The sequence below is a fragment of the Rhodopirellula islandica genome, from assembly GCF_001027925.1.
Taxonomy (GTDB): domain Bacteria; phylum Planctomycetota; class Planctomycetia; order Pirellulales; family Pirellulaceae; genus Rhodopirellula; species Rhodopirellula islandica.
Genome location: NZ_LECT01000025.1, coordinates 137,341 through 159,301, shown reverse-complemented (window position 1 = coordinate 159,301; position 21,961 = coordinate 137,341). Strand labels below are relative to the sequence as shown.

The following is a 21,961-nucleotide window of genomic DNA, read 5'->3' as shown; positions in this document are numbered from 1 at the left end:
GAAAGCGTGGTCTGCGATCAACGTCGACCGTGATAAACTTCGCCGCCGATCATATCATCAAGAAAGCTGGTCCAAGGGGCGAAAGATTCAGAGACCGCCCTGTCACTCTCTCCGATTGCAACGTTGATGACCAACTACGACGAAGTCCCGTATCCCGATTTCATTCACCCGGCCACGCATCCGGGCAACATGGCCGCGATTGCTCGACTGCATGGAGTGAATGCACCACCGCCGGAATCGTGTCGCGTCTTGGAACTTGCCTGTGGGCCCGGCGGCAACTTGATTTCGCTGGCGACGTTGCTTCCCAGCAGTCACTTTGAAGGAGTCGACTTCGCCGCTGGCCACGTGAAGACCGGCAACGCGATGATCGGCAAACTTGGGCTCACCAACATCCAGTTGCATCACGCCAAGATCGAGGACTGGGTGACGCATCCGGAGAGCGAGCAGGACCGATTTGATTACATCATCGCTCATGGGGTTTATTCCTGGGTGCCGGAAGAGGTCCGGCAATCGATCCTGGCGATTTGTCAGATGCGATTGTCGGCCAATGGAATCGCTCTGATCAGTTACAACACGTACCCGGGTTGGCACCAACGCCAGATGGCTCGTGACATGATGCGTTATCACGCCGATGGGATCGAGGACCCGCACAAACGACTGAGGCATGGCAAAGCCCTGTTGAGCTCCGTCGCGCAGAATGTCCCACAAGGGTCGGCGTACCGCGTGGCTTTGGAGGAGGAACTCAAAGCACTCGACCAAGCCAACGAAGCGTACATCTCTCATGAGCAATTCGAAGACACCAACCGGCCGTGCTACTTCCATGAGTTTGCGGCGGAAGCGGGGGCCCAATGCTTGCAGGTCATCGCCGAAGCGGATTGGGGGGACTCCACCTACGAACAGGTCCGTCCCGATGTGGCCTCGGCACTGGCTTCGCTGCCGAAGATTCGCCGCGGGCAAACGCTGGACTTCTTTCGACGACGCACGTTTCGGCAAACGTTGGTGTGTCATGAATCCGTTGCGGTCAGTGAGCAGCTGCAATCGGCCGACATGGCGTCGATGCACTTTGTGACCTCATCGAGTCTGCAGGGTGATCAGATCACCGGTTCGAATGGGCTGAGCGGGACGGTGGAAGATCCCACGACACGGCAAGCGATGGAGTGTTTGGTCGCTGAGTATCCCGCTTCGATGAGTTACCAGGAATTGTGCGAGGTGGTAGAGACCGAAGAGCCCCGTTCGTTGGCCACCTTGCAGACGGACCTGTTCAACCTCGTTTGCGTGGGATTGGTGTCCGTCAGTGCATCCCCCACGGAAGTTCGCCGAGAAGTGTCGTCGCACCCACGAGCCTTGCCTCTGGCTCGAGAGCAAGTTTTGCGAGGAGATACAGTCACGAATCTTCGTCACCAACCCATTCGGTTGGACGACACGACGGCGCACTTGATTCGTTGCTGCGATGGAGAAACGGATCACGCGGGTTTGGTTGAGAGGATGGTCGCTTACTCGATGGCCAATGGCGGTCTCGTCGAAGGAGACCAAGTCGTCACCGGGGAAGAGAGCTTGCGGGTCTTGGTGACTGCCAAGATGACGTCCAATCTGCAGCGACTCGCCGCGATGGCGTTGCTGGTCGGGTGAAACTTGTGAACGTCCCTGCTCCGCGGTGAACGTGACCAACCGCGATACTGACTTTCAACTCAGTTGGCGGGCGTGGTCGGTGCAGCGGCCGTCGGTGAAACGGTTCGTTCGAGCGAGGGGCGATAGAAGATTGCCACGGGCAGGAACAGCACCGCCATCGCGCCGAACACGGTGCTTCGCGGCAGATCAGCGGAGGTCAAAACCGTGTTGAGGATTTGGTACAGCACGCCTGACATCACGATCGCGAAAAAGTTGGCTTGGTTCATGACCGCGATCATGCGGCCTTTGAGTTCCTCGGGCGGACGGGCTTGCAGGAACACCTGAATTGGAATCGCGAAGAACGCGGCGGAGGCCCCCAGCAGCATCAGGACTGGGATCGACCCGCCAAAGCCCAGCAAGTGTCGACCGCCGGGCAGCGAAATCGCGAGCACGGCGCAGAAGGCAACGACGCCCCACATGCCGATTTGAATGACGACTTTGTCAGATAACTTTCGGCTCAAGGCACCCGCGGCGGCACCGCCAAAGGCGATTCCGACGCTGATCAATGACACCATCAAGCTGGTTTTTGTGTCAGAGATCTCAAGCTGGGTTTTGCCGAGGGAATTGACGGCTTGGATCGTCAGCCCCGCGATCAACCAAAACACGCACGACGCCAACAGAGCGAGCAACAAGGGTGTGTCGGTTTTCAACAGCGTTCGCATCGGTCGCGGGACGGCCAAGTACTCGGCCTTGAGTTTCAGGGTCGGATCGGCGGCCGGCAGGCGGATGATCAAGAGGCTGGTGATGGTTCCCACGATGGCGATGCCGACACACACCAGCGAACCGATCCATAAACCGGAAGCGGCTTCCATCTGTGGGACTCCCGCCGGAACGATCGAATCCTTCAGTGGTCCAGCGACAGCGGTGCCGATGATGATCGCGATGAACGTGGTCATCAGGACCAAGCCGTTGCCGCGGTTGAGTTGGTTGCCTGACAACATCTCTGGCATGATGCCGTATTTGCCGGGCCCAAAGAACGTGCTTTGCAGTCCCATCAAGAACAGCACGATCCAAAGTCCCGCGAATCCAATCATGGGCGTGGCCAGGAACGCGAGCAGACCGAGTCCCATGATTGCGATTTCGGCGACTTTGCTGGTCACGATGATCGTGCGTTTGCTGTAGCGATCCGCCAGGTATCCCGCCAAGCCGCCGAAGACAACGAATGGCAATCCGAACACCACCGTGGCGATCCCCTGCAAGTCACCTCCGCCAGCGGGTTTGGTCGCCGGAGCATCGGTCAGCTCACCTGCGACTTCGATGGCGGGGGATCCCTCGTTGACGCTGCCATCGGCAACGGTCGCCACGACCGCCGTGGGAATGGCCAGGAGCAGCAACAACTGTTTGAACAGGTTGTCGTTGAAGGCACCGAAGAACTGGGTTGCGATGAAACCGAGGAACGAGGGGTGACTGAGCGAATCAATCGGCCCATCTTTTGGGAACGCGGTGGGAGAATCTGACATGGAGATTCAGCTACAGTGGAAAGCGAGTGGAGCAGAGACGGGGCGACCGAGCGGAGTGGTTCCTGAGAGAAAGGGGGCCACTTGCCCATTCTTCGAGTTTTGTTCGTTCACTTCCAGATGAATCCGATTGGCAGCCACCGAAAGCGAGAGATGATTGCAGACGCAAGGTTACCATCATGTCGATGACACCGGGCTACCACGCGGGTGGGTTGCTGTTGCACGATCCGATCTCGGTGATCGAGTCGTTGGCGTCGATGGGATACCGCTGCGTTGCCGTTCGGCCGCGGCGAGGGATTTTGGCCTGGGAACAGGGGCTGGCCGGCGGTCTGTTTTCTTCGATTGCAGCGAGCGGAGCGGAGCAGGATTCCTGGGGTCGTTTTCTTGATGAGGCTCGTTTGCATCGTTGTCAGGTGGTGATCGACACGGAATCCTCGTTTGTGCTGGACCGCGAAAAGGCGGCGCTGCCGTCGTTGGCGGATCCGGACGAGTCTTTGGTCCAGGCAACAGTCGGTTGGTGCGAGCACTGGATTCGGATGGCTGAACGGCGTCCGGGAACGGTGTTGACCTTGGGGGCGGGAGTTTGGCCGCGGGACGAGTTTTCGTCCGGGTTGAGCGAGTTGGATCTGGAGCGATTGGCCGATCGGCTTGAGTCACTGGCACGGTATGCGGGGCGTCGGGGCGTCTCGATAGCACTCCGACCGGCGATGGGGCACGCGATTTCAAGCGTCGCGGAATTTGAGCGGATCTGCCAGTGGTTGCCCGCGAGCTTGGACTTGGGGCTGGCGGCGGACTTAGGAGAAATGGTTTCGGCGGGGGAGATGCCGTTGGGGCCACGGCTGCAGCGGAACGCCGAGCGATTGAAGCTCGTGTATCTCTGCGATCACCGTTGGCCGGGGCAACCGCCTCGCGAATTGCCGCCCGGGACCGTCGGTCGCGACGACACCCCGATCGGAACGGGGGAACTGACACTTCGCCGGGTCACCGAAACCCTGGGGAAAATGGACTTCGGCGGACCCGTGGTGGTTCGGGTCGAGGGACACTGCGAACAAGGATTGCGGATTCCGCGTCTAGGAATGCAGCATCTGTTGCAGTGTCGGTGGTGGCGTCAGGCGTGCGAGAGCGTGCCAACGGTGGATTGAGCTCGCCTTGGCGGAGTGAACCTCTGGCCGCTGTGAAAAGAAGTTGTGAAACTTGAAAGCCCTGGTTTTTGTGACAATTGCAAGTGGACCGGCCCACCAGGACACTCCTATGATCAAAGAGCACCGGCAAGGACTCCTCTGCGAGTTCGAGGCGGTGTCGAACTTCCAAGTCAGCTCCTATGAACGAAGTCTCGGTTGTGACAGATGTGATAGCAAAACCGGCCGTGCAGGCTGGCATTGCTCTAGTGGTTCTAGCCATCTTGATTGCACTCGCATTTTGGGTGTTGGCAAGGTTGCGCGACTACAACACTGACGACCAGCTAGACACCCCAGAAGTGTTCGTAAACCTGGAAGAAATGCGACGCAAAGGTGACATCAACGAGGAGGAATTCCGAACTATACAAGCAGCAACGCGGTCAACTTCCGCTTCGACGACTGATCCTCCGGTTCCCACAGCCTCCCAGGCCGATTCCGGTCTCGGTTCTTTTCCTTCGCCTCGTTCCGACGAGGAGGGCGAGAATGAATCGAGAACCTGAACGATCAAGGCACCGGAGAAACGGTGAGTTGTCGAAAACTACCGATCTTGTTGTCACCCAAGAAAGCCGTCGATGATTCGCCCTCCCAATTCATGGGCATACCAATCATTGGCAACCGATGAAACCCATTACCAAACCACGAGTGGCTCGAGCTTCGAGGACAAGGATGTTCCTTCGGCGCGGGTTGTTGATTCGGATGCAAATCCGGGTCGCAATGTGTTGAAAAGCATTCGAGTCGTGGCCGATCCGTTCGATGTGTCGAGTTCTTTTGCGAGAACGCGCCTTCAATGTTCGGTGGATGCGAGGAATTGCGTACAATAAAGCGTGAGCACCGACTTCGGTGTGATGCTCGATTGCCCGCGAAAACCTCATTGATCGTCATCCGCCGACGCCGAGGGACGAGCCCGCAATGTTGGACTCATAAAAGTAAGGAGTCGTGTATGCCCACCAAGGAAACTTCGAACTCTCGCCGCGGCAGCGCAGCGACGAAGAAGAATGCGTTTTGCAGCTTCTGTCGTAAGAGTTACCGTGACGTCGGTCCCCTCGTCGAAGGCCCCGGCGACGTCTACATCTGTGCCGAGTGCATTGACCTGTGTCAATCCATTCTGGACCAGGAGCAACGTCGACGTGGCCCGTCCAAGTCACTGTTCAGCGATATCCCGTCACCGCGGTCGATCGTCGAGCACCTGGACAACTATGTCATCGGTCAAGGCTCAGCCAAACGTGTTTTGGCGGTGGCGGTTCACAACCACTACAAACGACTCAGCAGTGGTGCCGACGGCAGCAATGGAGAGGTCGAGATCGAGAAGAGCAACATCCTGTTGGCCGGGCCAACCGGGAGCGGGAAAACGTTGCTGGCTCGCTCACTCGCTCGCATGTTGAACGTGCCGTTCGCAATCGGTGACGCGACCACGCTGACCGAAGCGGGTTACGTTGGCGAAGACGTCGAGAACTTGTTGCTGAAATTGCTGCACGCAGCCGACTTCGACGTCGAAGCCGCTCAGCGTGGGATTCTGTACATCGACGAAGTCGACAAGATCGGAAGCACGAACGGCAATGTCTCGATCACTCGTGACGTTTCCGGCGAAGGCGTTCAGCAAAGCTTGCTGAAAATGCTGGAAGGAACCGTTGCCAACGTTCCACCTCAGGGCGGACGCAAGCATCCCGAGCAGCAGTACATTCAGCTGGACACCAGCAACATTCTGTTCATCTGTGGCGGAACGTTCGTTGGAATCGAAGAGATCATTCGCCGTCGTCTGGGACATCGCACGCTCGGATTCGGCGAAGGTGCCAACCTTCGCAATGAACAAACCCCGGGTGAATTGGTCGCTCAAGTTCAAACCGAAGACATTTTGAAGTTCGGTTTGATCCCTGAGCTCGTCGGACGGATGCCGGTCATCAGCTACCTGCAGCCACTTGACTTGGAAGGGTTGATTCAAGTCCTGACCGAACCGAAGAACTCGTTGGTCAAGCAGTACCAAGCGTTGTTTGCGATGGAAAATTGCGAGCTTGAGTTCACCGAAGAAGCCTTGCATGCGATTGCTGAAAAAGCTGTCGACAAGGGCGTCGGGGCTCGTGGTTTGCGAGGCATCATGGAAGATGTGATGCTGGACATCATGTACGACCTACCAGAACAAGAAGACGGCAAGGTCTACACGATTGACGAAGCGATCGTGACCGGGAAGCAAGACTTGTTCAAAATGCCAACGACTAAGAGTGCTTGAGCACTTTGAATCGCCGATGAAACGAATCCATTCGATGGAATCTGACTCGCATCGCCAAACCCGCCTGTTCCAGGTTGGTTTGGCGATTGCCGTTTGGTCTGGTTGGATCTCCGCCACTTTGGTGCTGTCGTCGGCGTGGGGACCCCATTCGGTCTTTGCCCAGCAGCCAATCGCCAAAGCCACCTGGGGAGTCAATTCCGGAGTCGTTCGATTGCCGCCAGGGTTGGTGGCCCAGTCGATGCCGCGAGATCGATTCAACCAATTGTTGTTTTTGGGGACACCCAAGTTGACCCATGGCGATGTCGGCGACGTCACCGATCTGGTGCGTCAGAACAGCAGTCTGTTCGGGTTGGCGATTATGGCGACGGTGGTTCAAGAGGACGGTGAGTACCAGCTTCGCGAAGTGGGGCTGGGGCATTCCTACTTGATTGGCAAGCGACCAACGATTGTCAATTCAGAGAAAGCGGAATCGCTGGGCGCGGACCTGGGGATGATCGCCAGTCGCGTGTTGGCCAAGAACGAAGCGATGATGGATCCGCCGATCGTCGTGATCCAGACCACTTCGTTGATTGTCTTCGATGTCACCGCCGTGATGTCCATCAACGCTCAACATGTCGATCGCCGGATGCGGCATTTGATTTGGACGCACCCCCAGACGGGGCGGACGGCGATGGCGGTCTGGCTGCTCAACGAAGAGCTCACGCCGCCGGGGGCAAGGCAGTGGGCGATCGAATCGGCGATGCCGATTCATCTCATTCCGGCTGATACGGTGGAGGATCGTGCGATTCATGTCGATGGAAACGAAATCTCCTGGACCATCCCCAGTGATCGAGCCTTTGCGCTGCAGAAATTGCCGGGAAAAACGTCGATTCCTTGGACTCCCGCGTTGCGAGAACACCTGGGAAATCGAGGGTTGGACGAAGCTTCATTGGGCCGGATGTTGGATGCGATCAACGATGCCATTGCCAGTGCAACTGGATCGAGGACGCAAAACAGGTAGTTTTGGCCTTGCAGACAGGCAGGAAATCGGCATACTGCCGTGCTTCGAAAAATTGCTCCGCCAGGAATCCCGCGCCCCGTGTTCGGAATCACACTTTCCAAAGTGCCGGTTTTGGTTCAACGATGATGGCTGCGAACAAGATTTCACCGCGGTTTTCCCCTTCCATCTCCACTTTTATTGCCCAGGTCGGTCCCCGTTATGACGGACGTCATTCAAGTCACCAAACGTGAATCCACCGGCACGGCCGCCACTCGCCGTTTGCGTCGCGACGGTCATGTTCCCGCAGTCTTGTACGGTCACGGCGAAGCCAACGAGCACTTGGCGGTCCCTTCGGCGCAAGTCAAAGGTTTGCTGCGTCACCACAGCAAGACGGTTCAACTGGCTGGCGATGTCGATGAGACCGCCTTGGTCAGCGACATGCAGTGGGATCCCTTGGGAATCGAAGTGCTGCACATGGACCTGATTCGGGTCAACCTGAAGGAAAAGGTTGAGTTGGGCGTGCCGATCGTGCATCACGGCGAAGCCGTTGGTGTTCGCGAAGGCGGCATGTTGCTCGAAAACGTTTTCGAAGTTGAAATTCGTTGTTCGGCAGGTTCGATTCCTGACCACCTGGTTCTGGAAATCGCCGAATTGGGTGTCGGCCAGCACAAACTGGCTAGCGACCTGACCTTGCCTGAGGGTGTGGAATTGATCACCGACGGCGACGTCGTGATCGCTCACATCGAAGCCCAACGCGATGAAGAAATCGCCGAAGCAGGCGACTCCTTGGCGGAACCTGAGGTGATCAGCAAAGGCTCTGGCGACGCAGACGAGTGAAGTTAGTCGTCGGCTTGGGGAACCCTGGTCGTAAGTACGATCAGACTCGCCACAACATTGGATTCATGGTCGCTGACGCTTTGGTGCGTCGGTTTGTCGGTTCTCCCCCGACGACCAAATTTGAGGGAGAAATCAGCGAGTGTCGCATCGAAAACGAAAAGGTTTTGGTGCTTTGCCCGCATACCTACATGAACGCCAGTGGGCAAAGTGTCCGCAAGGCAATTGATTATTACAAACTTTCCCCGGAAGACATCCTCGTCATTTGTGATGACTTGAACCTCGAAACCGGTCGCGTTCGATTGCGACGATCGGGTTCCGCAGGTGGTCAAAAAGGCCTGGTCGACATCATTCGTCACCTCGGCAGCGATCAATGGGCGAGACTAAAGATCGGAATTGGACGTCCGCCAGCAAAATGGCAGGTGTCGGATTATGTTTTGGGCAAGTTTGACAAAACTGAATTAGAAGAAATGGAACATGCCATCGTGCATTCCTGCGACGCCACCGCTTGTTGGGTGGCCAAGGGGGTGACGGAAGCCATGAACCGTTACAATGCCGCCAGCGGCGCTTAGTCACTTTTTTTCCCGTTCCCGCACCTCCCGCGATCTGTCCCGTGGCAAAAGTCAACACTTACGAAACGCTTTTCATCCTCGATAGCAACCACTACGCACGCGACCCCGGTGGCGTCGCGAAGCAGCTCGAAGAGCTGATCGCCGAGAACGGTGGTGAAGTGCAAGTCAGTCGGATGTGGATGGAGCAAAAGCTTGCTTATCCAATCGACAAGCACCAAAAAGGCACCTACTACCTGATCTATTTCAGCATGGAAGGTCCCAACTTGACCAAGTTGGCTCGCGGTTTTGCCTTGGCAGAGCCCGTCATTCGGGAGCTGACCATCCGGTTGGACCCACGTTTGGTCGAGCCCATCCTGGCCAACGCTCGCGGTGAACAGTTCACCGGACCCGCTGGTGCGGAAGGTGCCGACGAAGAGTCAACCGAAAACTCCGGCGAAGCGGTTGCTGAAACCGCTGATGCTTGATCACGACTGATTTGAATTCCGGGAGGACTCAACCATGGCAAGTTTTAACCGCGTGATGTTGATGGGGAATTTAACCCGTGACATTGAACTGCGTTATTTGCCGAGTGGGATGGCCGTCGCGGAGTTTTCGATCGCAGTCAACGAAAAACGCAAAGCGTCCGATGGACAGTGGGTCGAAGATGTTTCGTTCTTCGAAATCACGCTTTTTGGACGCACCGCAGAAGTTGCCAGTGAGTACCTTTCCAAAGGTTCTCCGATCTTCGTCGAAGGCCGTCTGAAACAGGACACGTGGGAAAAAGACGGTCAGAAGCGTTCCAAGGTCAAAGTGATCGGCGAACGCATGCAGATGATCGGCGGCCGAGGTGAATCCGGTGGCGGTGGTGGTGGAGGCGGACGACCCGCAGCCTCACGACCCAGCTCGGAAGCGTCTCGAGTCGACTCGCAACCTTCCAATTACGTCAATTCCAATACTCCTTCCTCGCATGATTCACAACCGACCGGAGACGGCCCAGGTTACGACGAGCCAGATATCCCGTTCTAGCTTCCAAACTGCCGCCTGACGTTCACGTCACCTCCGTTCATCCCGAATCAGAACCCTTTTTTCTTCGACCCCTGAACCATGTCAAAATCAGCGACTCGGCGTGCGAATAGCCACTTCAAACGTCTTCCAAAAGGACAGAACGGCGGCATTGAACTGCTGTTGATCCACAACGTGGAGCACCTCGGACGCCAAGGTGACTTGGTCGAAGTCAAATCCGGCTACGCGTTGAACTACTTGTTGCCACAAGGCTTGGCAACGATCGCGACCGATCACCACAAACGAATGGTCGAAAAGCACCGCGAAAAATTGCGTGCCATCGAGTTGGAAAAGCTGAAAAGCTATCGCGAACAAGCCGACGAATTGGCCAAGCAGTCGATCACGATCGAAGCCAACGCCAACGACGAAGGTCACTTGTACGGCAGTGTCGGCCCTCACGAAATCGTGGATGCCCTCAAGGCCAGCGGGATCACCTTGGCTCAAGACCAGATCCGCTTGGAAGGTCCTTTGAAAGAGTTGGGTCTGTACACGGTGAAGATTCACCTGCACAGCGAAGTCGACGCCAGCCTGAAGGTTTGGGTCGTTCCAACGGTGGCCGCCGAAGGCGGCGAACCCGGCGCCAGCTGATCGGGACTGCGAATTTTTCATCGTTGCAACCAGCAACGACGAAAAGCCAAAGTGACGATGCAACGATGTTCGACTTCACCGTCGAATGCTCGCTTCGGTGCTTTTGATTGACCGACCAGGCCTGAGTCTGGTCGCCACGGGGCTGTGGCGGAACTGGCAGACGCGCTAGATTTAGGATCTAGTTCCTTCGGGAGTGCAGGTTCGATTCCTGTCAGCCCTATCCCATCTGAACGAGTGAGACCTCATGGACGAGGGCACACGGTTTCGACGTCGCACATTGGATCGTGCACGTTCGTTCGTTCTGGGTGGTTTCTTTTTGTGGTTCACCGCTGGAACCGCTGTCGCTCAAGGGCAACCAACTCAACCGTCGGTCGCTCAGTTTTCAGCGGCCGAACTGCCGGTGCAAATCAATGCGCCCCAGCAATGGGCCGTCGCGAGTCCGCCGGAGATGGAACTCGAGAATTTCCGGCGGGGTGTTTTCCAAGGTGGCGAACTGCTGGGTGGTTATCTCACCGATGGCAGTGGCTCTCCCGTCGGCCCCGGGACCACTGGCGGGCTTGATGGGGCGTTTTGGGAGGTTCGGCTGAGCACGGGCATTCCTTTGGGAAACCTCGACAACCTGCTAGGTGTGCGTCCGTTCTTTCGTGCGGACCATCTCAGCGGTCTATCGGGCATTGATGCTCCCGAGACGCTGTACAGCACCGGCGTGACGTTGTTTCACCGCAAGAAGTGGAATGAGCGAATCTCAACGATCGTGATTGCAACGCCGTCCGTTCGCAGCGATTTCACCACCAGTGACAACGCGTTTCGCTTGTTTGGACTGGGGCTCGTGAATTGGCAATGCCGAGATGATCTGAGCCTTTCGCTGGGGGCGGTTTACTTCGATCGCAGCGACCTGGGTGTGTTGCCAGCGATTGGCCTGACATGGACGCCTTCGCCGGAGTGGAAGATTGATCTGATGATGCCCCGTCCGCAACTCAATCGCCGATTGTGGGTCGATCCGGGCCAGGCAGAAGGCTGGGCGTTTTTCGGTGGTTCAATCGGTGGCAATACATGGGCGGTGACCCGCGAAGGCGGCGTCAGAGACGGCCAAAGCGATGAATTGACCGTGAATGGCCTTCGGGTCTTCGGTGGCTACGAAACGCTTGTGACGGGCAATCGGGGATGGGGAATGGAGGTCGGCTACGTCTTCAACCGATCGCTGGAGTACGAGCAGGATGCGATTGAATTCGATTTGCACGATGCGGTGTTCGTCGAGGCCAGTTGGAAATTCTGAACAACTCCGAAAACGGAAGCTTCGGGGTTTGACCGGGCTACAATCTGTGCGAAGGGGGGTCTCTTGGGATCCCCGTTCCTTCAGATGATTCCACTGGTCGTGTGCATGTTTTCCTCAAGAAGTGCTTCTTTTCACACGGTTTGTGTGGTTCTGCTTGGTCTTGCGTCCGGATGGCTGCCCGATGCTTCGGGACAGGAAGCTTTCCCTGGCGATCGCCTGAGGGAGCTCGTGCCGCCGAACTTTGCGATTGGCGGGGTGATGGGCGGGTACGACACCGATTCACTCGACACACCGGTCCTGGATCTGGCTCGCTCGGAGTTCAATGCGGTGACTGCAAAGGCATTCATGCCGTTTGGCCCTTGGACTGATCCGACGCAGCCGATCGACACGTCGGGACTGACGCGAAATGTTGCGTGGGCGGTTCAGAATGGGATGCAGGTGCATGCTCACGTGTTGGTCTACCCGACCGAGAATGTTCGCTTGCCATGGTTTCAGCAATTGCCCAATGAAGACGTTGAGCAGGTGTTGCAGCAGTACACGTCCACGATGGCGGGCAGTGTTTCGGGTGGTGTTTGGGTGTGGGACGTTGTCAACGAAGTCCTCGGTGACAACGGCGATGTGATGGATGCCGATGGGCTTCGGATGGGGCTCGGTAGTGGCGAGAACTTCGTGCCTTACAAAGAGTACGCGGCGATGGGGCCGGACTACATCGCGAAAGCGTTTGAGTGGGCTCACGAAGCCGATCCAAACGCGTTGCTGATTCTCAATGAGTACTCCGCCGAAACCGTGAACGACAAGTCAGATCGGTTGTTGGCGTTGTGCAAGCGACTGCGCGATCAAGGGGTTCCGATCGACGGCGTTGGTTTCCAAAACCACTGGCTCGACCTTCGCTACGAACCCAACTACGACAGCATCCGTGAAAACTTTCAGCGGTTTGCCAATGAGGGTTTTCAGGTCTTCATCACCGAGTGCGATGTAGCGGCCGTGCACACGCAAGATCCGACGGGCAGTCCGCCGTCGCAGGAACAACTTCAGCGACAAGCTCGCGTGTTTTCGAACCTGTTGCAGATCGCGCTCGAGCAACCCGCGTGCAAGTCGTTCTTGATGTGGGATTACACCGATCAGACCTCATGGTTGCAGGACACGGACTTCACACTGACGTTGGCCGATCGTCGCCCGGGATACTCGGACACGGTGGTGCCACCGGGGACATCGATGTTCGCAACGCCGATCGCAGGCGGCGATGGCGTGGTTCCGATCTCGCCCAAGTTGGCTTATGTGCAGATGCAGGCGACGCTGTTGAATCGACCGTTCGACACCTATCGAGTGACCAGCGGTTGGGATTGGCAAACGTCGTACCTGGCACGCTTTGGGCAACCCGCCTCGGAAGGCCAATTTGTCCCGAGCTCGGAAGTCTACGCCGAGCGTTTGGACGAGCAATCGGAGTCTTGGTCGAGTTTGAAGTGGGAACTGGAACGCATTGGCCCCAGTGCCTATCGCATTCGCAATTTGTGGGGCGATGGGGCGGACTACCTGACGCGACAGCCAGCGGTCAGCGACGATCCAGAGGATGTCTTGCCGGGCAGCACGGTGGGGATGCAGTCGCTCGATGAAACTTGGACGAGCCAGCAATGGTTCTTCATTCCGGCTGGAAACGGTGGCTTCCGATTGGTCAACGGATGGGCACCCGAGGACGGCGTTCTGACCCGCGAGGCTCAGGGTCAGAACTCAGCCGGCGACGATGTGCCAGGCCCCGAGGTTCGTTTGCATCCACCTGCGGATTGGTCCAGTCAGGTGTGGTACTTCCACCGCATCGGCCAGTGAGTTGAAAGAACCCATTCGGCCGACCCAATAAAAAGGGGACGGAGGTCAATTAGCCAAGCGGTGCACACGGGATTCGCGTTGGTGCGGTTGCCAAGAGGATTTGGGCTCTCCTCGTTGGACGCTTGTTTGACTTCGCATGACATGTTTCGGATGGTGTCTCATCCGGGATGCCAGGCAGGTCGGCAGGAGTCTTTCGGTATTAGAACCGTTTGGGCAAGCGTTGTTGCTTCCGCGTACAACCGGGGCTAACGCCCAAACGGCTCACATGATGATTTCCGATGATTGCTTTCCACCTGCTTAGCCCTTGGAATCGCGAGCGGCTTCGAGTTGGTTGATCCAGGGTGCGATGTAGAAACCGTTGTCGCGGTAGGTGCGTCCGCTGACGAGGTTGCCGTCGATGACGCAGGGTTCGTCAACGAAGATTCCGCCGCAAACTTCTAAGTCGAATTGGCACTTGGCAACGGTGGCCATTCGGCGTCCTCGAACGCGATCGGCGTAGGCGGGAATCTCGACCCCGTGACAAACGCTGGCGATGGGTTTGTTGGTGTCAAAGAAGTGTTGCGTGATCCGCACCAAGTCTTTGTCGTAGCGAATGTACTCCGGTGCTCGGCCGCCGGAGAAGAAGATGCCCGCGTAGTCGTCTTCTTTCACCTCGGCGAAGGGGACGTCGCAATCGAGCGTGTAACCTTCCCATTCCTTGGTGATCGTCCAACCTGGTTTCACTTCGTGCAGCACCAGTTGGTAGAGCCGTTTCTCGGGTGCGGTCACGATCGGTTCGAACCCGGCTTCTTGCAGCCGGTAATACGGGTACATCGTGTCCAGCAACTCGGTGGCATCGCCGATGACGATCAGCACTTTTTCCATGACGAAATCTTGTGGTTTGGCGGTGGGACTGGTCGTGTGGCAACCGCTCGTCTGAGCCACGACGACGTGGGAGGCCGGTACTTTAACCTGTCGAGGATCGCTGCCCCAACAGGTCGAGCCGGTGACCGAAACAAGGCTTGGCGTCCAGAACAGCAGTGAATACTGCTGGGTGATTGCGTGATCTGATCTTGGCAGGTGGTGAAATTCGCATATTTATGAGGCTTCAGCTGCGATCGTGACCTAGAGTTCAGGTGCTGCCTCATCCGAGGGCAGTTCGGGAGCCGGGGGGTTCCTTCTTAGGTGACATGGGCAGTCAGCTGTTCCAAACCAAGTACCCCCTACGATGACAATCAGCTCCAGTACATCAACGAGTTTCGCCAGTCAGTCTCTCCTTGTCGAGAATTTTCAACTGAGCGCCCGTGCGTCCAGTCAGGCTGAACCCGAAACGCTTCTTCGTCGCGTGGACACCACGTCTGACCGGATCAATTCATTGGTTGCCGGGATCAGCGAAAAGCTCTTGGATGCTGCACGAGTTGGGAGTTCATTCACGAGTTTTCAGGGCAGTATCGACACGGCTCTGACTGAAATCAGCGAACTCTTGGGGCAATCGTTGACGTTGGGCGGATCCGAGAATTCCGTCGTGCGTGGTCTCGATTCCAGTCAGATCAAAGACTTGGAAATCCTCTCGCTGCCACCCAATGCATCGGCTCGTTTCTCTGGTGGTATCACCCAGCAGGCTGGCAACGCCGAGATCCTGATCACCGACGCGGGGCGTTTGCAGGGCGGCGGCACCCTCGATCTGAAGGTCGGCGACTCGGAACGACGGATTCAGTTTCAACCGGGACGTTCGATTTCCGGGATGGCTCAACAAATCAACTCGAAGAACGTTGGTGTCAAAGCGATTGAAGTGGATGGAAAACTGCGTTTGACATCGCGGACCTCGCAAAGCCTGGAAGCGACGGTGCGTCCGATCCGAACAGGACGGAACGAGGGCGAGAACCAGCTTTTTGGAGTCAACGAGTCACAGGTGGATCGTGTGGACATGAGCCGGTTGTCGAACGGCGTCTCGCAAACCATCCAGGGGCAAGTCGACTCGGTGGCGACGGTTGCGAGACTGACCTATCAAGGCAGCGCCGGTGGGTTGGTCTCGGGTTCGGCCAACTTTGATTTGACCGGAGACCTTGGCAGCGCCAATGTGGAAACCACTCGTGGTGAATCATTGATTTCGTTTGCCGAGAAGATCAACAATGTGTCGGCGTTCACGGGGGTCAAGGCGGAAGTCAATGGCAACGAGCTTCGACTTGTGTCGCAGTTGCGTGGCGACGACGCGGAAGTTCGTCTGTCCAATGTTGTTCGCCAATTCCGCCCCACGATCGAAGGCGTCAACGCGGCACAGATTCCCCGATTTGATTTGCAGAGCATCGCAGACGGGGCTGAGGTCAATCTGTCCGGGACCATCACCACCGCCGCTGACGCCGCCAAGTTGCAATACCAAGGCAGCGGTGGCAACGTCGTCGACACGGCTGTGTTCACTCTGTCGGGCAACTCAGGCAGCGAGCAAATCGCGATCGCTCAAGGGGAAGCTCTGACGGATGTTCGCGATCGAATCAATGCGGAGACGGAATCGACAGGAGTGGTTGCGACTGTCGATGGCGACACACTTCAGTTCCGTGGGCAGACCGTTGGGTCGTCGGAAAGCATCCAGGTGACATTGGACGACATCACGCAGTATGTCGACGTCGAGGGAGTCAACGCGAGTCAGATTCAAGGGTTCACAGTGAACTCTTCGGAGCCTCGTTCGACCAACATTCTCAGTGGTACCGTGGACCAAACGGCCACCCGAGGGCAGCTGACTTATGATGGTTTTTGGGGGGCCGCCACCAGCAGAGCCACCTTCAATCTCACCGGTGAATTGGGAACCGTGGAAATTGATGTGTCGACGTTTCAATCGCTCAGTTCGCTTCGGGATGACATCAACGATCAGACTGGTGACACAGGAGTGGTCGCGACGTTGTCGGGTAGCACACTGACATTGGAAAGCCAAAACGAAGGAACCAAAGGCAAGGTCGAAGTGGACGTGACATCGGGATCCTTCAGCACGGATGGCGGTGACGGCAATGGAAACGCCACGGGCACGGACGCCCAGCTCACCATCAATGGTGAATCGGTCACCGCCGATGGGAATCAGATGGACTACACCGATTCACTGGGATCGTATTCCTTTGACGTGCAGTCTGGGTTCACGGGAGCGTTCGACCCCATCGAGGTGACCACTTCGGACGGCGATTTCGATCTCACCGGCGGAGACGAAACCGGGACTGCCTATGGGGTGGACGCCGAGGCCACGATCAATGGCCAATCCTTCGTTGCGGATGGCAATGAATTTGAGATCACCGTTGATTCCGCGGTGATGAGCTTTGACGTCGAGACAGGGTTCCTGGGGGCGATCGATCCCATCACGTTGCGCTCGGAGGAGGACGAGTTTTCCGTCACAGGTGGTGACGGCAACGGCAACGCGAATGGGCAAGACGGGCAAGCGACCATCAACGGTGAAACGTACACTTCGGCGACCAGCACCTTTGAGGTTTCCGTCGGGGAAAGTTCGATCGACCTCGAGTTCGTCGACAAGTTTGTCGGAGCCATCGACGCCTTTGAAATTGATTCGGAGGTCACCGCCAAGCGTCGCACAGGAACCCCAAGCACCTATCACTCCTCGGCAAAGAGCGAACAGTTTGCAATCAATGGTCAAGAAGTGGACAAGGTCAATGGCCGGTATGAATTCGAACAGGATGGCGTTCGAATCGGGTTCCAAATCGCTGAAGGTTTTCGCGGGAGTTTTGATAACTTCACCATCACGGCCAATGGAGCGGCGGCGGAGTCTTACCGTGGGTCTCAGGTGTCCTCTTTGACGGGGACCGCTTTGGAAGCAACGCAAACCGCGTTGGTGGATCTGTTTCAATTGGCTTCCGGCGGCAAGTACGACAGCCAAAATTCAGACGCACTGGATGCCTACAACGTGACCAAGGAGACTCTGGTCAATCTGCAATCACTCTTGGGTGTCTCGACCTCGCGGGGGCGTTCACTCAACGGATTGCTGTTCGACCGAAACGCTTGAGCAACCGTCGTGTTCCAGGCACGTTCAGTAGCTGTTGGTGTCGATACGTACCTTCCCACGGAAGATCCAGTAGATGACAAGGGTGTAGCTGAGCACACAGGGCATGCCCAGTCCGGCAATGATCAACATGATGTTCAGGGTGCCTTCACTGCTGCGAGCGTTGTCCAGTGTGATGCTGTAGGCGGGGTCGATCGTCGACAGCATGAAGTTCGGGTAGATCGCGACGCTGAACAACGATGCCAGAGCCAGGATCACCATCGCCGATGAAAAGAAGGCGTACGCTGGTTTGCCCAGGTGCATGGCCCTGGGGATGTTCAGCACGGCCAACGCATTGAGGATCGGGACGATCCAAAGGAGAGGGTAATTGGCGATGTTCTCGGTGGCGTGAGGCACATGCCACCACGTCGCGAGGGTTGCCAGTGAGTACATTCCCGCGAACACGTAGAACAGCGGCGTGATCGCGGATCGAACTCGGCTCTGCAGTTCATGCTCGGTTTTGAGATACAAGTAGATCGCACCGTGCAGTGCAAACAGGGACACGGTCAACATCCCGATCATCAACGGGTACCACCCCAGTTGGCTGAGCAGGCTGCCTTCGTAGTGATACTTGGGACCAAGTTCCATTCCCTGCATGACGTTTCCCCCGGCGACGCCCAGCAGCATCGCCGCGGAAGTGGAGGACAGAAAGAAGCCAAAGTCCCACAGTCGTCGCCAGGTGGGTGAATGGACTTTGGAACGGAACTCAAGACTGACGGCGCGTCCGATCAAGCAGGTCAGGAGCAGATAGAAAGCCAGGTAGAAACTGCTGAACACGGTGGCGTAAGCGACGGGGAACGCAGCAAACAAGGCTCCACCAAAGGTGACCAGCCAGACTTCATTGCCGTCCCAGAGCGGCCCGATGGAGTTCATCACCAGTCGGCGTTCTTGATCGGTTTTCGCGAGGAACGGATGAAGGATTCCGACCCCGAGATCAAAGCCATCCAGGATCGCGTAGCCGCACAACAGCACGCCCAGCAACACGAACCAGACAAACGTCACGGTTTCGTAGCTCATTGCGAGTCCTCCTCGAGAAAGTCACCGCCGTGCGATTTGCCGCTGCGTTCAAATTGCTCGGACATGGAATCCGCTCGCGTGGTTCGTTTGTGTTCCAGCAGAGCCTCGACACTCTCGGGGCCATGTTGGATTTTATGATTCAGCACAAACACCCAGACCGCGAAAAGCATCGAGTAGATGATGCCAAATAGAATGATCGAACTGAGGACTTGTTCGGCGGTCACGGATTCACTGAGTCCATCGGCGGTCTTCAAACCCATCATCTCCACACCGTCTTGAACGGAGGGGTAAACGATCCACGGTTGCCGCCCCACTTCGGCGGTGACCCATCCCGCTTGATTGGCGGTCATCGCGGCAACGGGCATGAACACAATGGTCCACAGCAACCAACGTCGCTGCGACAAGGAATCACGAAACCAGAACCAACAGGCCAGTCCCGCCACCCCGATCATCATCGTTCCCAAGCCGACCATCAGGTGAAAGGTTTGGAAGGGCAGCCACACCGGCGGGCGTTCATCAGCCGGGATCTGATCCATTGCCAGAACGGGTTCCATGGGATCGTTGTGAACCATCAGGCTCAACAGGTAGGGGATTTGGACACCGAAGTGAACGGTCTCGTCTTCTGCATCGGGCCAACCGAAAAGGTAGAGCCCGGTGGGTTGGTCAGTTGTTTCGAAGTGAGCCTCCATCGCAGCGAGTTTGGCAGGTTGTGTTTCGACCAGCTTTTGAGCCGAGTCATGTCCGGTCGCAGCCGCAAGGATCGTGAACAACAACGAGGTGGGCAGAGCGATCGACAAGCAGCGACGAGCGAACTCTTCATGTCGCCCTTTGAGCAAGTAGTAGGCGCAAACGGACGCGGCAAAGAAGGCTCCCAAGACAAACGCACCGATCAAGGTGTGAGTCAGTCGGTCCACCGAGGAGGGATTGAAAACCATGGCCCAGAAATCGGTGACCTCCGCTCGCGGCATGGATTCACCTTGCACGTCGTGCCACACGATGTGGTATCCCGCTGGTGTTTGTTGCCAACTGTTGGCGACCACGATCCAAACCGCACTGAATATCGACCCAAGAGACACCATCAACGTGCTGAACAAGTGCATGGTCGGACCAACCCGGTCCCAGCCAAACACCAGCACGGCCAAGAACCCACTTTCTAAGAAGAAGGCGAAGATGCCTTCCGCGGCGAGCGCCGATCCAAACACGTCACCAACGAAGCGTGAGTAGGCGGCCCAGTTGGTGCCGAACTCAAATTCCATCACGATGCCGGTGGACACGCCCATCGCGAAATTGACTGCGAAAACCCGAGTCCAAAACCGGGCCGCGGCTTCCCAAGCAGGATCGCGAGTCCGATAGGATGCGAGTTCGCACAAGAACAACTGCAGACCCAACCCGATCGACAATGGCGGGAACAGGTAGTGGAACATGATCGTTCCCGCGAACTGCAACCGACTGAGTATCTCAACGTCCATCATGGGAATGATCTTGGGGTTGATGCCGTAGCGGATCCATCACAGCGAATGACGACTGACAAAACGAGAGGTGTCACGAAGGCCAGCACGCAAACGTCAGTCTAAATTATTGCGGCACGGAGGGTGGTGAAACCTGTGGCGAAGCGTCACACGCGGTGGACTGTCGCGAATTTGTCCCGATCGATATGCACCTGAATGTCATGTGCAGGCAAGCATCGGGCACAACGTGATCACCTGAAGATCAAGCCAGAATGTCGCGGACAACATGCCCGTGCACATCGGTCAGGCGGAACCGGCGGCCTTGGTACTTGTAGGTCAGTCGCTCGTGATCGATGCCCATCAGATTCAGGATCGTGGCATTGAAATCGTGCACGTGGACCCCGTTTTCAGCCACGTTGTAGCTGAATTCGTCCGTCGTTCCGTAGCTCATGCCGGGCCGGGTTCCGCCGCCTGCCATCCAGGTCGTGAAGCAACGCGGATGGTGATCTCGCCCGTAGTTGCCCGGCGTCAGGGTGCCTTGTGAGTACGACGTGCGTCCAAACTCACCGCCCCAGATGACCAAGGTGTCATCCAACATCCCCAGACGCTTGAGGTCTTTGACGAGCGCCGCGGATGCTTGGTCGGTTTCCTTGGCTTGGCCGGTGATTCCCTTGGGCAAATTGGAGTGTTGGTCCCATCCTTGGTGGTAGAGCTGAATGAACCGCACGTCGCGTTGGGCCAAACGCCTCGCCAACAAACAGTTGGCGGCGAAGGTCCCCGGTTGCTTGGCGTCTTCACCGTACAGTTCAAACGTGGACTCCGGTTCGTCGGAAAAATCCGTTGCGTCAGGCACACTGGTTTGCATCTTGAACGCCATCTCGTACTGAGCGATGCGTGACTGGATCTCCGGATCAAACTCACGTTGGAATTGATGCGAGTTCAAACGGTTGATCGAATCGAGTTGGTGACGTCGATGATCACGCGAGATGCCGTCGGGGTTGGACAAATACAACACCGGATCTTCACCGCCACGGAACTGGACACCTTGGTACTTGGAGTCGAGGAATCCGTTGCCCCACAAACGCGAGTACAGCGGTTGGCCGCCTTGGCCTTTGGTGACCAGCACCACAAAGGCGGGAAGGTCATCGTTTTCGCTGCCCAGCCCGTAGGAGATCCAGGAACCGAGCGATGGCCGGCCCGCGATCTGCGACCCGGTTTGAAAAAACGTGATCGCGGGGTCGTGGTTGATCGCTTCGGTGTGCATCGATTTGATGAAGCACACGTCGTCGACGATGTCGCGGTGATAGGGCAGCAGTTCGCTCAGCCAGGCACCAGATTGCCCGTGTTGAGCAAACTTGAACTTGGAGGCCGCCACCGGCAGCGAGCTTTGGTTCACCGACATGCCGGTCAAACGTTGTTCACCGCGGACCTCAGGTGGCAATTCGCGTCCGTGCATTTGTTCCAGCATCGGCTTGTGATCAAACAAGTCTTGCTGGGCCGGTCCGCCCGATTGGAACAAGTAGATGATGCGTTTTGCTTTGGGAGCAAAGTGCATCCCGCCGAGGTCTGGCGTGGGTGTCGCAGCCGATGCCATGTCGCGCCCGAGCAAGTGCGCGAGTGCGGCGGCACCGACGGTGGAGGTGGCTTGTTTAAGGAAGACACGGCGTTTGGATTGCAGTGAAAAGTCAGGAGTCATGATGGTTTCCCTCGCAAGGAAGAAGGCGAGTTGGGGGAGGACTTGGAAGGGTGGGAAGCAGACTTCGGATGGACGGTTCGAAACAGGCAGGAATGTTTGCGGATGAACTCGTTCGAGACTTGGGCCGACGCGGCGAAGCATCTT

Annotated in this window: 18 protein-coding genes and 1 tRNA gene; 14 read left to right on the top strand and 5 right to left on the bottom strand. The window is 57.0% G+C overall.

Features of this window, described 5'->3' with window-relative positions; all coding sequences use genetic code 11:
- The first annotated feature begins 126 nt into the window (after positions 1–126).
- Complete coding sequence (locus RISK_RS12805; protein WP_102017580.1) at positions 127–1,629, top strand: methyltransferase regulatory domain-containing protein; 1,503 nt, start codon at positions 127–129, stop codon at positions 1,627–1,629.
- 59 nt (positions 1,630–1,688) lie between these two features.
- Here RISK_RS12805 and RISK_RS12800 read toward each other — a convergent pair whose 3' ends face one another.
- Positions 1,689–3,128: an MFS transporter gene (locus RISK_RS12800; RefSeq protein WP_236696256.1), complete on the bottom strand. Its 1,440-nt coding sequence runs from the start codon at positions 3,126–3,128 to the stop codon at positions 1,689–1,691.
- A 176-nt stretch (positions 3,129–3,304) separates the two neighbouring features.
- Between RISK_RS12800 and RISK_RS12795 the strand changes: the two genes are divergently transcribed.
- The 12 genes from RISK_RS12795 (at position 3,305) to RISK_RS12735 (ending at position 13,641) form a co-directional block, all read left to right on the top strand.
- On the top strand, positions 3,305–4,267 hold the full coding sequence (locus RISK_RS12795; RefSeq protein WP_047814689.1) for a sugar phosphate isomerase/epimerase family protein: 963 nt from the start codon (positions 3,305–3,307) through the stop codon (positions 4,265–4,267).
- Between the two features lie 179 nt (positions 4,268–4,446).
- A complete protein-coding gene (locus RISK_RS12790) occupies positions 4,447–4,803 on the top strand; it encodes a hypothetical protein (RefSeq protein ID WP_047814688.1) in 357 nt (118 codons plus the stop codon).
- Between the two features lie 440 nt (positions 4,804–5,243).
- Positions 5,244–6,527 carry an ATP-dependent Clp protease ATP-binding subunit ClpX gene (gene clpX / locus RISK_RS12780; RefSeq protein WP_047814686.1) on the top strand — a complete coding sequence of 428 codons (1,284 nt, stop codon included), beginning with the start codon at positions 5,244–5,246 and terminating at the stop codon, positions 6,525–6,527.
- Positions 6,528–6,543: 16 nt separating this feature from the next.
- Complete coding sequence (locus RISK_RS12775) at positions 6,544–7,527, top strand: hypothetical protein (RefSeq protein WP_047814685.1); 984 nt, start codon at positions 6,544–6,546, stop codon at positions 7,525–7,527.
- A 198-nt stretch (positions 7,528–7,725) separates the two neighbouring features.
- Positions 7,726–8,343 (top strand): 50S ribosomal protein L25, encoded by a 618-nt coding sequence (locus RISK_RS12770; RefSeq protein ID WP_047814684.1) that lies wholly within the window; start codon positions 7,726–7,728, stop codon positions 8,341–8,343.
- Positions 8,340–8,912, top strand: a complete 573-nt coding sequence (gene pth, locus RISK_RS12765; RefSeq protein WP_047814683.1) for an aminoacyl-tRNA hydrolase — start codon at positions 8,340–8,342, stop codon at positions 8,910–8,912. Before RISK_RS12770 ends, pth begins: the two co-directional genes overlap by 4 nt.
- Positions 8,913–8,953: 41 nt before the next feature.
- Positions 8,954–9,376 carry a 30S ribosomal protein S6 gene (gene rpsF, locus RISK_RS12760; protein WP_047814682.1) on the top strand — a complete coding sequence of 141 codons (423 nt, stop codon included), beginning with the start codon at positions 8,954–8,956 and terminating at the stop codon, positions 9,374–9,376.
- A gap of 34 nt (positions 9,377–9,410) precedes the next feature.
- Complete coding sequence (locus RISK_RS12755) at positions 9,411–9,917, top strand: single-stranded DNA-binding protein (protein WP_047814681.1); 507 nt, start codon at positions 9,411–9,413, stop codon at positions 9,915–9,917.
- 78 nt (positions 9,918–9,995) lie between these two features.
- A complete protein-coding gene (gene rplI / locus RISK_RS12750) occupies positions 9,996–10,541 on the top strand; it encodes a 50S ribosomal protein L9 (protein ID WP_047814680.1) in 546 nt (181 codons plus the stop codon).
- A 138-nt stretch (positions 10,542–10,679) separates the two neighbouring features.
- Positions 10,680–10,761: transfer RNA gene (locus RISK_RS12745), tRNA-Leu, on the top strand.
- A 24-nt stretch (positions 10,762–10,785) separates the two neighbouring features.
- Positions 10,786–11,817, top strand: a complete 1,032-nt coding sequence (locus tag RISK_RS12740; protein ID WP_047814679.1) for a DUF6268 family outer membrane beta-barrel protein — start codon at positions 10,786–10,788, stop codon at positions 11,815–11,817.
- A 228-nt stretch (positions 11,818–12,045) separates the two neighbouring features.
- On the top strand, positions 12,046–13,641 hold the full coding sequence (locus RISK_RS12735) for an endo-1,4-beta-xylanase (protein ID WP_236696255.1): 1,596 nt from the start codon (positions 12,046–12,048) through the stop codon (positions 13,639–13,641).
- Between the two features lie 297 nt (positions 13,642–13,938).
- Here RISK_RS12735 and RISK_RS12730 read toward each other — a convergent pair whose 3' ends face one another.
- On the bottom strand, positions 13,939–14,565 hold the full coding sequence (locus tag RISK_RS12730; protein ID WP_047814678.1) for a DJ-1/PfpI family protein: 627 nt from the start codon (positions 14,563–14,565) through the stop codon (positions 13,939–13,941).
- Between the two features lie 400 nt (positions 14,566–14,965).
- Between RISK_RS12730 and RISK_RS12725 the strand changes: the two genes are divergently transcribed.
- Positions 14,966–17,620 (top strand): flagellin hook IN motif-containing protein, encoded by a 2,655-nt coding sequence (locus RISK_RS12725; RefSeq protein WP_236696254.1) that lies wholly within the window; start codon positions 14,966–14,968, stop codon positions 17,618–17,620.
- A 24-nt stretch (positions 17,621–17,644) separates the two neighbouring features.
- Here the strand turns inward: RISK_RS12725 and cydB are convergent, their stop codons facing one another.
- The 3 genes from cydB to RISK_RS12710 form a co-directional block, all read right to left on the bottom strand.
- Entirely contained in the window at positions 17,645–18,673 is a 1,029-nt protein-coding gene (gene cydB, locus RISK_RS12720) for a cytochrome d ubiquinol oxidase subunit II (RefSeq protein ID WP_047814676.1), read from the bottom strand.
- On the bottom strand, positions 18,670–20,145 hold the full coding sequence (locus RISK_RS12715) for a cytochrome ubiquinol oxidase subunit I (protein ID WP_047814675.1): 1,476 nt from the start codon (positions 20,143–20,145) through the stop codon (positions 18,670–18,672). The genes cydB and RISK_RS12715 overlap by 4 nt, the downstream gene beginning before the upstream one ends.
- A gap of 238 nt (positions 20,146–20,383) precedes the next feature.
- Complete coding sequence (locus RISK_RS12710) at positions 20,384–21,817, bottom strand: DUF1501 domain-containing protein (protein WP_047814674.1); 1,434 nt, start codon at positions 21,815–21,817, stop codon at positions 20,384–20,386.
- Between the last annotated feature and the right edge of the window lie 144 nt (positions 21,818–21,961).